General features: G+C 67.5%; 10 protein-coding genes. 5 read left to right on the top strand and 5 right to left on the bottom strand.

Annotated features, from left to right (window positions below):
- Nucleotides 1-69: 69 nt before the first annotated feature.
- On the top strand, nt 70-1,383 hold the full coding sequence (locus QFZ60_RS12450) for an RNA polymerase sigma factor (protein ID WP_307090770.1): 1,314 nt from the start codon (nt 70-72) through the stop codon (nt 1,381-1,383).
- Between the two features lie 177 nt (nt 1,384-1,560).
- On the opposite strand, the gene QFZ60_RS12445 is transcribed toward QFZ60_RS12450, so the two are convergent.
- Nucleotides 1,561-1,782, bottom strand: a complete 222-nt coding sequence (locus QFZ60_RS12445; RefSeq protein WP_013600696.1) for a hypothetical protein — start codon at nt 1,780-1,782, stop codon at nt 1,561-1,563.
- Nucleotides 1,783-2,038: 256 nt separating this feature from the next.
- Between QFZ60_RS12445 and QFZ60_RS12440 the strand changes: the two genes are divergently transcribed.
- On the top strand, nt 2,039-4,147 hold the full coding sequence (locus tag QFZ60_RS12440) for a type IIA DNA topoisomerase subunit B (protein WP_307090769.1): 2,109 nt from the start codon (nt 2,039-2,041) through the stop codon (nt 4,145-4,147).
- A gap of 26 nt (nt 4,148-4,173) precedes the next feature.
- Here the strand turns inward: QFZ60_RS12440 and QFZ60_RS12435 are convergent, their stop codons facing one another.
- Both QFZ60_RS12435 and QFZ60_RS12430 read right to left on the bottom strand, forming a co-directional pair.
- Nucleotides 4,174-5,166 (bottom strand): M56 family metallopeptidase, encoded by a 993-nt coding sequence (locus QFZ60_RS12435; RefSeq protein WP_307090768.1) that lies wholly within the window; start codon nt 5,164-5,166, stop codon nt 4,174-4,176.
- A gap of 6 nt (nt 5,167-5,172) precedes the next feature.
- Nucleotides 5,173-5,556: a BlaI/MecI/CopY family transcriptional regulator gene (locus tag QFZ60_RS12430; protein ID WP_018769682.1), complete on the bottom strand. Its 384-nt coding sequence runs from the start codon at nt 5,554-5,556 to the stop codon at nt 5,173-5,175.
- A 260-nt stretch (nt 5,557-5,816) separates the two neighbouring features.
- On the opposite strand from QFZ60_RS12430, the gene QFZ60_RS12425 reads away from it, so the two are divergent.
- From QFZ60_RS12425 to cydD, 3 genes are read left to right on the top strand one after another with little or no spacing between them, the layout of a single operon-like run.
- Nucleotides 5,817-7,421 (top strand): cytochrome ubiquinol oxidase subunit I, encoded by a 1,605-nt coding sequence (locus QFZ60_RS12425; RefSeq protein ID WP_307090767.1) that lies wholly within the window; start codon nt 5,817-5,819, stop codon nt 7,419-7,421.
- A 15-nt stretch (nt 7,422-7,436) separates the two neighbouring features.
- A complete protein-coding gene (cydB, locus tag QFZ60_RS12420) occupies nt 7,437-8,486 on the top strand; it encodes a cytochrome d ubiquinol oxidase subunit II (RefSeq protein WP_307090766.1) in 1,050 nt (349 codons plus the stop codon).
- A 1-nt stretch (nt 8,487) separates the two neighbouring features.
- Entirely contained in the window at nt 8,488-11,892 is a 3,405-nt protein-coding gene (gene cydD, locus QFZ60_RS12415) for a thiol reductant ABC exporter subunit CydD (protein WP_307090765.1), read from the top strand.
- A 21-nt stretch (nt 11,893-11,913) separates the two neighbouring features.
- On the opposite strand, the gene QFZ60_RS12410 is transcribed toward cydD, so the two are convergent.
- Nucleotides 11,914-12,432: a DinB family protein gene (locus tag QFZ60_RS12410; protein WP_307090764.1), complete on the bottom strand. Its 519-nt coding sequence runs from the start codon at nt 12,430-12,432 to the stop codon at nt 11,914-11,916.
- A gap of 34 nt (nt 12,433-12,466) precedes the next feature.
- Nucleotides 12,467-14,986, bottom strand: a complete 2,520-nt coding sequence (locus QFZ60_RS12405) for a DNA topoisomerase (ATP-hydrolyzing) subunit A (protein WP_307090763.1) — start codon at nt 14,984-14,986, stop codon at nt 12,467-12,469.
- Nucleotides 14,987-14,990: the final 4 nt, after the last annotated feature.

The following is a 14,990-nucleotide window of genomic DNA, read 5'->3' as shown; positions in this document are numbered from 1 at the left end:
GGACTTGACAGGGTCATAGTGGTGTTGCCCGTATGGTGATTCCACAGACCACCGCTAGAAAGGTTTTCTGTGACCCCGTCTTCCACGAAGAAGGATTCCGCCGCCCAGGATGTCTTGTCCCCTGAGGAGAAGCAGGCCGCGACCAATGCCAAGCGGGCAGCTACGCGGGCAGCCAACAAGGCTTCGGCCGGCGAGGCTGCAGCCGACGGCAAGCGCGAGCCCAAGAAGCGTGGGCCCAAGCCCGGCGCCAAGGCCGCAGCCGAGGCTGCGGGAAAGTCGGCCGGTGACGTTGACCCGGATGAGGTCGAAGACGTCGAGGAAGACCTCGACGACATCGTCCTCGAAGGTCCCGAGGCAGCAGAGGACACTGACGCCGATCCCGTCAAGGGTGCCGCCGGCAGCGGCAAGGGCTTCGTCTACTCTGACGCCGACGACGATGACGCCCCGGTGCAGCAGGTCATGTCTGCCGGCGCCACGGCTGACCCCGTCAAGGACTACCTGAAGCAGATCGGTAAGGTGGCACTGCTCAACGCGGAGCAGGAAGTCGACCTTGCACTGCGGATCGAAGCCGGGCTGTTCGCCGAGGAAAAGATTGCCGCAGACGACGGCTCCATGGATCCGAAGTACAAGCGCGAACTCGAATTCATCATCCATGACGGCAAGCGCGCCAAGAACCACCTGCTGGAAGCCAACCTCCGCCTGGTGGTCTCGCTGGCCAAGCGCTACACCGGCCGCGGCATGCTCTTCCTGGACCTGATCCAGGAAGGCAACCTTGGCCTGATCCGCGCTGTGGAGAAGTTCGACTACACCAAGGGCTTCAAGTTCTCCACCTACGCCACCTGGTGGATCCGCCAGGCCATCACCCGCGCCATGGCCGACCAGGCCCGCACCATCCGTATTCCGGTGCACATGGTTGAGGTCATCAACAAACTGGCACGCGTCCAGCGCCAGATGCTGCAGGACCTGGGCCGCGAACCTACGCCCGAAGAGCTGGCACTGGAACTGGACATGACCCCGGAAAAGGTGGTCGAGGTCCAGAAGTACGGCCGCGAGCCGATTTCGCTGCACACCCCCCTGGGTGAGGACGGCGACTCCGAGTTCGGCGACCTGATCGAGGACTCCGAAGCTGTTGTTCCGGCCGACGCCGTGAGCTTCACCCTCCTGCAGGAGCAGCTGCACTCGGTCCTGGACACCCTGTCCGAACGCGAGGCCGGCGTGGTCGCCATGCGGTTCGGCCTGACCGACGGGCAGCCGAAGACTTTAGACGAAATCGGAAAGGTCTACGGCGTCACCCGCGAGCGGATCCGCCAGATCGAGTCCAAGACCATGTCCAAGCTCCGCCACCCCTCCCGGTCGCAGGTGCTGCGGGACTACCTGGACTAGGTCTCTTCCGGACAGCCAAGCAGGGGCTGTTCCCGAATCCACTCAAGGTGGGTTCGGGAACAGCCCCTGCTTTGTTTCCAGCTGCCGCGGCCGGCGTCTGTTCCGGCGCCGTTAAACGCCTGCGGGGCCCTTCCGGATTGGAAGGGCCCCGCAGGTCCGTTATTACCGATGCCTCATCTAGTCGATTTCCACGGCAGCTTTCTCGTGAAGCTTTCCCGTCTCGTCGTGCCAGTCGGAGCTCAACGGCTTGAGCGTCGCCTCGACTGCACGGGCGTGGTGGCCGCAGAACAACAGCTCACCGCCGGAGGACTCGAGTACAACCCGGACATATGCCTGAGCTCCGCAACGGTCGCACCGGTCGAGTGCGTTTAGTGTGCGGTCTGCCACTGCTGTTGTCATGTCGGCCTCCTTAGTAGATCAGTACATCTATATAACCAGTATTCGTATCCGAACCATCGCAAGGATGGGGCAAGTTCGCTGTCCGCGTATCCGCAAGGTTAGGTCAAGAATTGCCCAGTCCCGCGCATCACGGGGGCTGGTGGCGCGCCGCACACGTCCTGGAGGGTGTGGCAGACGCCTGCGGCCGCTGCCGCCGACTACTCTTGAAGGTGCGGTCCCAGCGCCGCTTCCACGTCCCTGAAGGAGTTCATCACCAGTGGCACCCAGCTCTGAGTACACCGCCCGGCACCTCTCCGTACTGGAGGGCCTCGAAGCCGTCCGCAAGCGCCCGGGCATGTACATCGGCTCAACCGACTCGCGCGGCCTCATGCACTGCCTCTGGGAGATCATCGACAACTCCGTGGACGAGGCCCTGGCCGGGTTCGGCCACGATATCCGCATCATCCTGCACGCTGACAACTCCGTGGAGATCCACGACGACGGCCGGGGCATCCCCATCGACAAGGAACCCAAGACGGGACTCACCGGCGTCGAAGTGGTGTTCACCAAGCTGCATGCCGGCGGCAAGTTCGGCGGCGGCTCCTACACCGCTTCAGGCGGCCTGCACGGTGTGGGCGCGTCCGTGGTCAACGCACTGTCCTCCCGGTTGGACGTCGAGGTGGACCGCGGCGGCAAGACGTACAAAATGTCCTTCCGCCGCGGCGAACCCGGACGCTTCAAGGACACGGGGTCCCGTCTGGATCCGGCAGCGCCGTTCACCCCGTTCGTCGATGACTCGGTGCTGGACATCGTGGGCAAGGCCAAGCGCGGCGTTACCGGGACCCGGATCCGCTATTGGGCGGACCGGCAGATCTTCACCCCCGATGCGAAGTTCTCCTACGAGGATCTGGTTGCCCGTGCCCGCCAGACCTCGTTCCTGGTGCCGGGCCTCAAGCTCACCGTCCGGGACGAACGCAAGCTCCCCGGAACCCCGGGCGAAGCGGGCCCGCATGAAGAGGTCTTCCACCACGACGGCGGCATCTCCGAGTTCGTCGAGTTCCTCGCCGCGGACCCGGCCGTCACGGACGTGTGGCGGCTGCACGGGTCCGGGAAGTTCAAGGAGACCGTCCCGGTCCTTGACGAACGGGGGCACAGCCAGCTGGCCGAGGTTGAACGCGACTGTGAAGTGGACGTGGCGCTGCGGTGGGGCATTGGCTACGACAGCACCGTGCGCAGCTACGTGAACATCATCGCCACCCCCAAGGGCGGCACCCACCAGTCCGGGTTCGAACAGGCGCTGGTCAAGACGTTCCGGAAAGCCGTGGAGACGAACGCCCGCAAGCTCAAGGCCGGAAACGACAAGATCGAAAAGGATGACATCTTCGCCGGCCTCACGGCGGTGCTGACCGTACGGCTGGCCGAACCGCAGTTCGAGGGCCAGACCAAGGAGATCCTCGGCACCAGCGCGGTACGTGCGATCGTGGCACGGGTGGTGGAGCGTGAGATCTCTGCCAAACTGTCCTCCAGCAACCGGAACGACAAAGCCCAGTCCGCCCTGCTGCTGGAAAAGATCGTCAGCGAGATGAAGTCCCGCATCTCGGCGCGCGTGCACAAGGAGACCCAACGGCGCAAGAATGCGCTGGAAACTTCCTCCATGCCCACCAAGCTTGCCGACTGCCGGACGGACGACGTCGAACGGTCCGAGCTGTTCATCGTGGAAGGCGACTCCGCGCTGGGCACCGCCAAGCTGGCCCGCTCCTCCGATTTTCAGGCCCTCCTGCCCATCCGCGGCAAGATCCTCAACGTCCAGAAGGCGTCGGTGGGGGACATGCTCTCCAACGCCGAATGCGCCGCCCTCATCCAGGTGGTGGGCGCGGGCTCCGGCCGCAGCTTCGACATCAGCGCGGCGCGGTACGGCAAGGTGATCCTCATGACCGACGCCGACGTCGACGGCGCCCACATCCGGACCCTGCTGCTGACCCTTTTCTTCCGCTACATGCGGCCCATGATCCTGGAGGGCAGGGTGTTCGCCGCAGTTCCACCGCTGCACCGGGTGGAGGTCATCAACGCCGGCCAGAAGGCCAACGAAATGATTTACACGTACTCCGAGTCAGAACTCCATGTCCTGCTGGCCCGCCTGGCCAAGGAAGGCAAGCGGTACAAGGAACCCATCCAGCGGTATAAGGGCCTGGGGGAGATGGACGCCGAGCAGCTGGCGGAAACCACCATGGACCCGCGGCACCGCACCCTGCGCAAGGTGGGTATCGAAAACGCGCAGCAGGCAGAGGAGATCTTCGACCTTCTGATGGGCTCCGACGTTTCTCCGCGCAAGGACTTCATCATCGCGGGCGCGTCCAGCCTTGACCGGGAGCGCATCGACGCCTGATTGAAGGCAAGCGCAGCGCGCCGGGGTCAGCCCAGCAGGCCTGGAACCACCAGCAGCGCCGTGGGCAGGGCCAGCAGCAGCACGGAGCCGGCCAGGACGGCGCTGCGGACGGCCGCGGGAAGCTGGGGCTGGGGCGTCAGGAGGCGGCTGACCCGCGAGGCTGCGGTCCTGACCGCGTCCGAGCCCGGTCCGCCCGATGCCGCTTCCAGCCCTGACAGGGCGAGCGTGGGTGAGGACGGCCGGATGTCACCGGCGCCGGCGTTTCCTGCCGAGCCGCTGGCCACGATGGCGATTGCCTTGATGAGGGTCGCCTTGCTCTCGGTCCGCAACGCAACGTCGTCGGCCAGCATCTCGATCAGCGAGTTGACGGCTTCCTGGGCAAGCCGGGTGGTGGGCAGCCACGGGAGCGCCTGGCGCCAGGCGGCAAAGGCCCACAGCAGCAGGTGGTGCCGTTGGCTCAAATGTGCGTTTTCGTGGATCAGGACGGCCCGCAGTTCGGCCGGCTCGAGGGCAGCCATCAGGCCGTCCGACAGGACGGTTACCGAGCGGGCGCCGCCGGGCAAACAGTACGCGACGGGGGAGTCGTGGCTGATAACCAGCGTCCCTGCGTCCTGGGCCGACGGGGAGGCCAACAGGGCCAGCAGTTCGCGGTGCCGGCGCCGCTGCCGCTGGATCTTGTAGTACGTCAGCAGCAGCGTGAACACCAGGTGCGCCGTGAGCAGGGCGGCCGTGGACAGCGCAAAGATATGCCAAAAGCCCAGCGCCGTGGTGGGGGCATTGAACAGCACCATTCCTGCCAGTGCGCGCAGCCCTGAGATGAGGTTGTCCCCGATGGGTTCCAGGCCGTAGACCAGCATGGCGCCGATCATGGACAATCCACCTGCGAGCGCGATCGCCTGCCACAGCAGCATGGCCGTGAACGGCGACCTGGCCGGCCATTGTGCCCGCGACAGGAGGATCGGCACCGGCCAGGCCAGGATTATCGCAAGGACCGCCAGCAGGTATGAGGCCCAGAACATGGTGTGTTACAGGTGGCCCAGCAGTTTGCGCAGCGTCTCGGCTTCACCTTCGGACACGGACCCGATGAAGCGGGCCAGGACGGCCTCGCGGTCCGGGGCTGATCCCAGGACTTCATGCATGAGTTCGGCGGTGTGGTCAGCACGGCTGGACACGGCCTGGTAGCGGTGCGGGCGGGTTCCGCGTTCGCGTTCCACCAGCCCCTTCTTTTCCAGGCGGGAGAGTACGGTGAGCACCGTGGTGACGGCCAGTTCCTTGCCTTCGTGGCCCGGCCCGCCCTGCGCCGCGGACGTGCGCGCCAGCTGGTCCCTCAGGGTATTGGCCGTAGCCGCTTCCTGGCCCGCCCAGAGCAGGTCCATGACTGCCCGTTCCAGTTCACCAAGACTAGCCATTTCACTTTTCCTTTTATTTCCCCGCACCGTGCTCTTTGAATGCCGGTGACGTCACGCGGTTGTTCAACTACATCACTAAATCTACCCCGAAACCGCCCCGGGTTCTACATCGGGTAGAACATGTGGCGCGCCGGCACATGCCGGTCCATGCTTGGGAAGGGCGGTTGGTTTTCGCCCGCCGGCGCCAATGTTCTACACTTTGTAGAAGTTGCAGTTCTACGAAGCGTAGAAGACTGCATTGGCCAACAGTAGGGACAGCCATGGACGCCTTGGAAATCGCACGCTGGCAATTCGGTATCACCACGGTCTACCACTTCATGATGGTGCCGCTGACCATCGGCCTGGGCCTGGTGGTCGCCGTCATTCAGACCGCCTGGTACCGCACCGGCAAGCCGGAGTACCTGCGCATGACCAAGTTCTGGGGAAAGCTGTTCCTCATCAACTTCATCATGGGCGTGGCCACCGGCATCGTGCAGGAATTCCAGTTCGGCATGGCGTGGAGCGAATACAGCCGGTTCGTGGGGGACGTCTTCGGTGCCCCGCTGGCCCTTGAAGCCCTCCTGGCCTTCTTCGTCGAATCGACGTTCCTGGGCATGTGGATCTTTGGCTGGAAGCAGCTCAAGCCCGCCATCCACCTCGCCTGCCTCTGGGTGGCCGTCATCGGGTCGGCCCTTTCCGCCTACTTCATCATCGTGGCCAACAGCTGGATGCAGCACCCGGTGGGTGTGGAAATGATCAACGGCCGGCCCGTCATGACCGATGCCTGGGCCGTGTTCACCAACAACACGGCACTGGTTGCCGTCCCGCACACCCTCTTCGGCGCCCTGGCTGTAGCCGGCGGCTTCCTCCTGGGCATCGCCTGGTATCACCTCTGGCGGAGGCGGCACGACGGCGTTGACACCGTGGGTGCCGACGGCAAGGTCATCCCCGGTGAAGACGTCCGCATCCCCGGCCGTGACCGTGCAGACCACAGTGTGTGGATCCGGTCCCTGCGGATCGGCGCCGTGGTGGCCATGATCTCCTTCGCCGGCACCGCGGTGACCGGAGACCTGCAGGGCAAGCTGATGTTCCAGCAGCAGCCCATGAAGATGGCAGCCGCGGAGGCAGCCTGCCACGACGGCACCGGCTTCTCCGTGCTGAGCATCGGCAACGTGGGTTCCAGGAACTGCGACGACGTGGTGGCCGTGATCGAGGTTCCGGGCATCCTGTCCTTCCTGGCCAAGGGCGACTTCACCACCGAGGTCAAGGGCGTCAACAGCCTGCTGCCCGAGTACAAGGCCAACTACGGAACGAACCTGCCGGACAACCCCATTTACGGTGAGCGCGCGGGCCAGGAGATCGAATACGTGCCCGTCATGGAAGTCACCTACTGGGGGTTCCGGATGATGATCGGTTTTGGTGGCCTCGCCGCCCTGGCCGCACTGGTGGCGCTGTGGCTCACCCGCAAGGGAACCGTGCCGGAGCAGCGGTGGCTGATGCGGCTGGCTGTCTTTGGCATCCTCGCTCCGTTCGGAGCCAACGCCGCCGGCTGGATCTTCACCGAAATGGGCCGCCAGCCGTTCGTCGTGGCGCCCAACCCGGACCCCAGCGGCATCGACCAGGTGTTCATGTTCACCGCCGCCGCGGTTTCCCCGGGGGTCTCCGCAGGGGAACTGATCGCCTCGCTGGTTGCCCTGACCGCCGTCTACGCAGTCCTGCTGGTGGTGGAAGTCAAACTCCTGGTCAAGTACATCCGTGGCGGGGTGCTCTCCGCAATGCCCGAACTCGGCCACGCACCGGTGGACGAGAACGAGGACGCGGCACCGGGCCCCGGCGGCAACGGTGATACAAAACCCGCCGACGACGTCCTGGCCTTCGCCTACTAGCAGAGGAAACACACAATGGAACTGCTTCCCACCATTTGGTTCATCGCCATCGCGGTGCTGTGGACCGGCTACCTCTTCCTGGAAGGCTTCGACCTGGGCGTGGGGATGCTGATGAAGCTCTTCGCCCGCAACAACACCGAGCGCCGGGTGCTGCTGAACACCATCGGACCTGTCTGGGACGGCAACGAGGTGTGGCTCCTGACGGCCGGCGGCGCCACGTTCGCAGCCTTCCCGCTCTGGTACGCGTCGCTGTTCTCCGCGCTCTACCTCCCCTTGCTGGTGGTCCTGCTGGCGCTGATCTTCCGGGCCGTGGCGTTTGAGTACCGCGGCAAGGTGGACACGGACAGCTGGCGGAACCGGTGGGACTGGGCCATCGCCCTGGGCTCGTTCTTCGCCGCCTTTGGCGTGGGCGCTGCGCTGGCGCTCACCACCACGGGCCTTCCGCTGAACGCCAACGGCGACCGTGAAGGCGGCCCCATGGCCTGGTTCAGCGGCTACGCCCTGCTGGGCGGCATCGCCGTGGTGGGGTTCGCACTGCTCCACGCCCTGGCGTTCCTGGCCCTCAAGACCGATGGGGAGGTACGGCACCGCGCCCGCCGGTGGTTCGTGCGGCTCCTGCCCGTCCTGCTGCTGCCCATCGCGGCGTGGGCCCTCGCCATCCAGTTCATGGAGGGCAAACTTTGGACCTGGGCCGCCGTCCTCCTGGCCGTTGCTGCTGCCGTTACTGCCTGGCTGCTGGCCCGGAACGGCTCCGAAGGCCGGTCCTTCCTGGCCCTGGGCGCCTTCCTGGTGCTCGGCACGGCGTCCATCTTCGGGGCCGTGTACCCGGTGGTGCTGCCCTCCACGCTGGACAGCGCCTTTGACCTCACCATCTCCAACGCCTCCTCCTCGGACTACACGCTGGGGCTGATGAGCATCGTGGCAGCTGTGGGCCTTCCCCTGGTGATCGCCTACCAGGCCTGGACCTACTGGGTCTTCCGCCGCCGCGTCAGCGCCGCCCACATCCCGGAAGCCCACAGCTTCCTCCCGGCGGTGGCCGCCAAGGCGTTCAACACCAAGGGCTGACGTGCGGCCCGCCTTTCCTGCCGGTCCGGCAACCCGTTCGGCCATCTACTGGTTGGGGGTCCTGGCCGCCCTCAAGGCCCTGTCCCTGGTCCTGATCGGCCAGGCGGTGGCTTCCGTCCTGGCCGGCCTTGTGGCCGGGAACCCTGCCTGGGCAACCCAGCTCACTGCCGGGCTCGCCGGCGTCGTCCTTCGCTCGCTGACCGTCTGGGGCCAGGCCGTCGCCGCCCGCCGCGCAGCGCTGGGGGTCAAGGAAGAACTCCGTGCGGAGCTGCTGGAACGCGCCCTCCGCACGGGCGTCAGGTCGTCGGGCCCTGGCGACGGCGGCCTGGCGGTGCTGGCAACCCGCGGACTGGACGCCCTGGACAGCTACTACACCCAGTTCCTGCCCGCGCTGGTCAACTGTGCGGCGGTGCCACTGCTGCTGGGGGCCCGGATCCTCTTCGCGGACTGGGTGAGCGCGCTGGTCATTGTCCTCACCGTGCCCCTGATCCCGGTGTTCATGGTGCTGATCGGCCGGTACACCGAGGACAGTGTCCGCGAGGCGCAGGCATCACTGGCCCGGCTGGGCGCCCACATGCTGGAGCTCGCCAAGGGCCTGCCGGTTTTGGTGGGGCTGGGCCGGGCCACCGCCCAGCGCAAGGCCCTGGAGGAAATCTCCGACGAATACCGCACCCGCACCATGGGCACCCTGCGGACCGCCTTCCTGTCCGCACTGGCCCTGGAACTCATCGCCACCATTTCGGTGGCCGTTGTGGCCGTCTTCATCGGCGTCCGGCTGGTCCACGGCGACATGCCACTGGAAGCCGGCCTGCTGGCGCTCCTCCTGGCACCGGACTGCTATCTCCCGCTGCGTGAACTGGGCACCGCCCACCACGCCAGCGACGACGGCCGGGTGGCGCTCACGGAAACCGCCGCCGTCACCGGCGGACCCGAGCCAACACCCCTGCCGGCGGCAAAGGCCGGCAGGCCGGGCGCCCCGCTGGAGGTCGCCGGACTCACCGTGACCTACCCCGGACGGTCCCAAGCAGCCGTGGGACCCCTCACCTTCACCGCGCCGCAGGACAGGATCACCGCCCTGGACGGACCCAGCGGCGCGGGCAAGAGCACCATCCTGGGCGTGCTGGCCGGAACCATCGGCACCGGCGACGGGACGGGCATCACGGGATCCATCCGCGGACTGGACCGCGGTACCGTGGCCTGGGTGCCGCAGCACCCCGTCATGGTGGCCGGCACCGTCCTGGACGAGGTGCTGCTGTACCTTTCGCCGGACCCCGGCTCCGGACGGGACCGGTTGAGCGCCGAAGAGACTGCCCGCCGCTGCCTTGACCGGGCCGGAGCAGCCCACCTGGCCGCAAAGCACCAGGCGGAACTGAGCCCCGGCGAGCTGCGCCGCGTGGCCCTGGCCCGCGGGCTGGCCAGGATCGAGGCCGGTGCCACCCTCCTTCTGCTGGACGAGCCCACGGCCCACCTGGACGATGCTTCCGCACTCGTTGTGGAGGACGCCATCCGGCGGCTCCGTGGTCAGGTCACCGTGATTCTGGTGGCCCACAACCAGCGGACCCGGCAGCTCGCAGACCTGCTGGTGCCGGTGGGAACGGGAGCCCAGGCCGAGCCGGCAACGCTCCGGGATGACACCGCTGGCCAGGTCCTGCCCACCGCCGCCACGGGCCCCGCCGCAGCAGAGACAAGCGGGGGCAACGCAGCCAACAACGCCGGTACCAGCCGGCCCGCCCAGGCCGCACCTGGCCCGGTCCGCCTCCTGGCCGCCCTCCTGGCGCCGGTGCGGGGAAAGTTCGCGGCCGCCGCTTTGGTCGGCACCTTGGCGGCCGTCTTCGCCGTCGCGCTTTCCGGCCTTTCCGGGTGGCTCATTATCCGCGCCAGCGAGCAGCCGCCCATCCTCTACCTCCTGACCGCCATCGTGGGCGTACGGTTCTTCGGCATCGGGCGGGCCGTCTTCCGCTACTGGGAGCGGCTGCTGCTGCATGACGCCGTCTTCGCCGCACTCACCCGCCTGCGCGGCCGGCTCTGGGAGTCACTGAGCCGCAGGGCCCTGTCGCTGCGCCGGCTCCTGCAGGGCGGCAACGTGCTGGGGACGGTCATTGACGACGTGGACACGGTCCGCGACCTCCTTCCCCGCGTGGTCCTGCCGCCCATCACGGCGGTGGCGGTGTCCGTGCTGGCCGTGAGCGCCACCGCTGTCCTGGTCCCGGCAGCCCTTCCCGCGGTGGCCGGTGCGGCCATCAGCGGCCTGCTGCTGGCACCCGCGGCCGCCCTCTGGGGCGACCGAAAATCCGCCACCGCCGAGCAGTCCCTTCGCTCCGGCGTCCTGCGGCGCGTGACGGCGGCCCTGGACGCGCGCGCCGAACTGCACGCAAACGGCGTGGCACCTTTCGTGCTTGACGCGCTGCTGGCAGAGGACCGCCGCGCCACGGCCGCATCCCAGCGATCAGCCTGGGCCGACGGCCTGGGACATGCCATCGCCACCGCCGCCTGCGGCACAGCCGCGCTGGCCGCCGCATGGCTGGCGGCACCCGGCGTCCTCGCGGCCCAGATGGCCCCCGCCACCGCAGCCGTCGTGGTCCTCCTGCTGCTCGCGCTGGTGGAACCATACGCAGCGATGACGACGGCGGTCCGCCAGTTCCCGGCGCTCCGTGCCGTCATGCGCAAGGTGGGGGAGTCGGGGGCCCTTAAGGGCGGCGGCGACGTGTCAGACGGGCTGTACCCCGTTCCCGGCCGGGCCGGCGGTGTGCCCGGTGTTGAACTGGTGGACCTGGCCGTGGCCTGGCCGGGCGGCTACCCGGTCTTCACAGGCGTGGACGCGGTGGCAACTCCGGGGCGGTGGCTGGCAGTGACCGGGCCCTCGGGTTCGGGAAAGTCAACCCTGCTGTCGGCGCTGCTGGGATTCCTGCCCCCGGCAGCGGGCCAGGTGCGGGTCACCGGCCGGGCGGCGTGGTGCCCGCAGGAGGCACACCTTTTCGACTCCACCATCCGCGGCAACCTCATGCTCGGCAGGCCCTCCGGGAACGGTGCACCACCCCTGGCGGACGACGGGCTGGAAGCCGTCCTGGCCGCCGTCGGACTTGCCGGCCTGGTGGGCCGGCTCCCGGCAGGGCTGGACACGCGGATCGGTCCCGGCGGTGCCTTCCTGAGCGGTGGTGAACGCCAGCGGCTGGCCGTGGCACGGACGCTGCTGACCGGCGCGGAGGTGATCCTGCTGGATGAGCCCACCGCCCACCTGGACGCGGAGTCCGCGGCCGCCATGCTGGCGGACCTGCGCGCGGGGCTTCGGGACCGCACCGTGGTGCTGGTCACCCACAACCCGGCGGACATCCAGGCCGGCGACGCCCGGCTTGACCTTTCGGCGTCATCGGGACAGCCCCGGGGATCGCTGGCCGCTTCCCGCTAGGACCGGCCTGGTTCCGGTTTTCTAGCCGTCGACGTCGTGAAGGTGGTGGACGACGTCGTGCAGGAAGTATTGGGAGAGCGTGAGGACAGTGAACTCCGAGCCGTTGCTGCGCAGCCCCCTGCGTCCCCAGTCCTCTTCGCGGACACCGGCGAACGCCTCAGCGGCTTGGTGGCCTTCCGCCACCAGTTCGCGGGCCACCTCGGAGGGTTCGGCGTTTGCGTAGTCCTTCTCAACGGCCGTCCGGTCCTGGTCCCAATCCTCGAAACGGGCGCCGTCTTCGGCCAGCATCAGGTTCAGCCGCTGGTCGAAGAGCGCAAAGACGTCCCGCACATGGCACGCATACTCCAGCGCCGACCATGTGTCGTCGTCGGGGCGCTGCGCTGCGTCCGGCCGGCGGAGGACGGCCCGCCACCGGGGAATCATGCTTTCGATGCTCCCGGGAACCGTTGAGGGCGTGGCCGTGGAGGCGTTGAAGGAGCATTCCGGGCAGGGGCGGGACAGGACCCAGGTCCAGTCCTTGGCATCAGGAACGATAGGCATGGGAGCAGTCTAAGCGGTACGCATGGGCCCGAAGCTACGCCTCCGCTGCGGGTCCGTCCGTCCAGGCCATGGCCGGGCCTACTGCTTCGACGGCCTGGGAGAGCGGGACGCCCGAGCCGTCACGGCGGCCATGTTCCTGCGGCAGTGACCGTGCCACGCCGGCAGCCGATGAAGCCTTGGCCGGACCGTGGCCGGCCCAGGCCAGCAGCAGCATGTCCTCACCCTTGAGGAACCGGTGCGACCGGACCCCTGCGGTGGCCCGCCCCTTGGCCGGATACTCGGAGAACGCCGTGACCTTGGCGGTACCCGGGGCGGTGCCCGGCAGGGCGCCGTTTGTGCCGGCGATGGTGACCACGACGGCGGCCTCGTCCTTGGGCTGAACGGCGCCGAAGAAGATCACCTGGTCGCCCGCGGCGAGCTTGATCCCGGCCATGCCGCCGGCGGTGCGTCCCTGGGGGCGGACGACGGCGGCGGGGAACTTCAGCAGCTGGGCCTCCCTGGTGAGGAACACCAGTTCGGCGTCGTCGTCTCCGGCGGGAGACACCCCCACCACCACGTCCTTGTCCTTGAGGGTGATGACTTCCCAGTCCTCGCGGTTCAGCGGGTAGTCCGGCTGGACGCGCTTCACCACACCCTGGGCCGTGCCGATGGCCAGGACCTCATCAAGGCGCACAAACGCCACCAGGGTTTCGCCCTTCAGCAGGGTGAGGAACTCCTTCGCCGGAACGCCGCCCGCCAGGTTGGGCAGGCCGGTCACCGGCGGCAGGACCGGCATGTCCATGACCTGCAGGCGGAGCATGCGGCCCAGCGAGGTGACGGCCGCGATTTCACCGCGGGCCGAGGTCTTCACCACGGAGGCGTACACGTCATGCTTGCTCCGGGGCCCGGCCTCGGCCAGCGGCTCCTGGTTGCTGGTGCGGGCCACTTGCCCGGAAGCGGTGAGGATGGCCCAGCAGGGGTCGTCAGCGATCTCCAGTGCCAGCGGCGCGGCCTTGCCCTTTTTGCCACTGGCCGCCACCAGCTCGGCGGACGCAACGGTGGGGGCCACGGCCTCGGATTCCAGCAGCATGGTGCGGCGCGGGGTGCCATGTTCCTCGGCAATGGCGCCGAGTTCGTCGGAGACCACGGTGCGGAGCAGTTCCTCGGAGTCCAGGATGGCCTGCAGCTCCGCAATTTCGCGGCGGAGTTCGTCCTGTTCCTTCTCCAGCTCGATCCGGGAGTATTTAGTGAGCTGGCGGAGGCGCAGTTCCAGGATGTAGTTGGCCTGGATCTCGGTGAGGTCGTAGATGGACATCAGCCGCTCACGCGCTGCTGAAGCCTCGTCGGAGGACCTGATGATCTGGATGACCTCATCGATGTCCACGATGGCGATGAGGAGGCCCTCTACCAGGTGCAGGCGGTCCTTCTTCTTCCCGAGCCGGAAGACGGTCCGGCGCCGGACCACGTTGATGCGGTGGTTGACGTAGACGCGCAAGAGGTCCACCAAGCCAAGCGTCTGCGGCTGGCCGTCCACCAGCGTGACGTTGTTGATGCCGAAGGAGTCCTCCATCGGCGTGTACCGGTAGAGCTGGTGCAGGACCGCGTTCGGGTTGAAGCCGTTCTTTAGCTCGATGACCAGCCGCAGCCCGTGCTTGCGGTCGGTCAGGTCCACGATGTCGCTGATGCCGGTCAGTTTCTTGGCGTTGACGGCATCCTTGATCTTCTCGATCACCTTTTCCGGACCCACCATGTACGGCAGTTCGGTGACCACCAGGCCGGTACGGCGCGCGGAGAGCTGTTCCACCTCCACCTTCGCCCGGGTCTTGAAGGAGCCGCGGCCGGTGGCGTAGGCGTCGCGGATGCCGTCCAGGCCAACGATGCGGCCGCCGCTGGGCAGGTCCGGGCCCGGGACGAACCGCATGAGGTCATCCAGGGTAGCTTCCGGGTTGGCAATCAGGTGCCGGGCGGCGGAGATGACCTCCACCAGGTTGTGCGGGGCCATGTTGGTGGCCATGCCGACGGCGATGCCGGTGGCGCCGTTGACCAGCAGGTTGGGGAAGGCGGCGGGAAGGACGTCCGGCTGGGTCAGCTGGTTGTCGTAGTTGGGGACGAAGTCCACCACGTCTTCGTCGAGGTGGTTGGTGAGGGTGAGGGCGGCCGCCGCCAGCCTGGCCTCGGTGTACCGCGGGGCTGCCGGGCCGTCGTCGAGCGAGCCGAAGTTGCCGTGCCCGTCAATCAGCGGCAGCCGCAGCGAGAAGTCCTGCGCCATGCGCACCATGGCGTCATAGATGGCGGCGTCGCCGTGCGGGTGCAGCTTGCCCATGACCTCGCCCACCACGCGGGCGCTCTTGACGTGGCCCCGGTCCGGGCGCAGGCCCATGTCGCTCATCATGTACAGGATGCGGCGCTGTACCGGCTTCAGTCCGTCGCGGGCGTCGGGGAGGGCGCGGGAGTAGATCACCGAGTACGCGTACTCCAGGAAGGAGCCCTGCATTTCGGAGGTCACATCGATATCGACGATGTTTTCCGTGTAGTCGCTCTCCACGATGGGCTGTGAACTTTGGCGGCGTGCCATGGGG

The sequence above is a fragment of the Arthrobacter sp. B2I5 genome, from assembly GCF_030816735.1.
GTDB lineage: Bacteria > Actinomycetota > Actinomycetes > Actinomycetales > Micrococcaceae > Arthrobacter.
The sequence above is the reverse complement of the archived record's forward strand: the minus strand, read 5'-3'. Positions and strand labels throughout refer to the sequence as shown.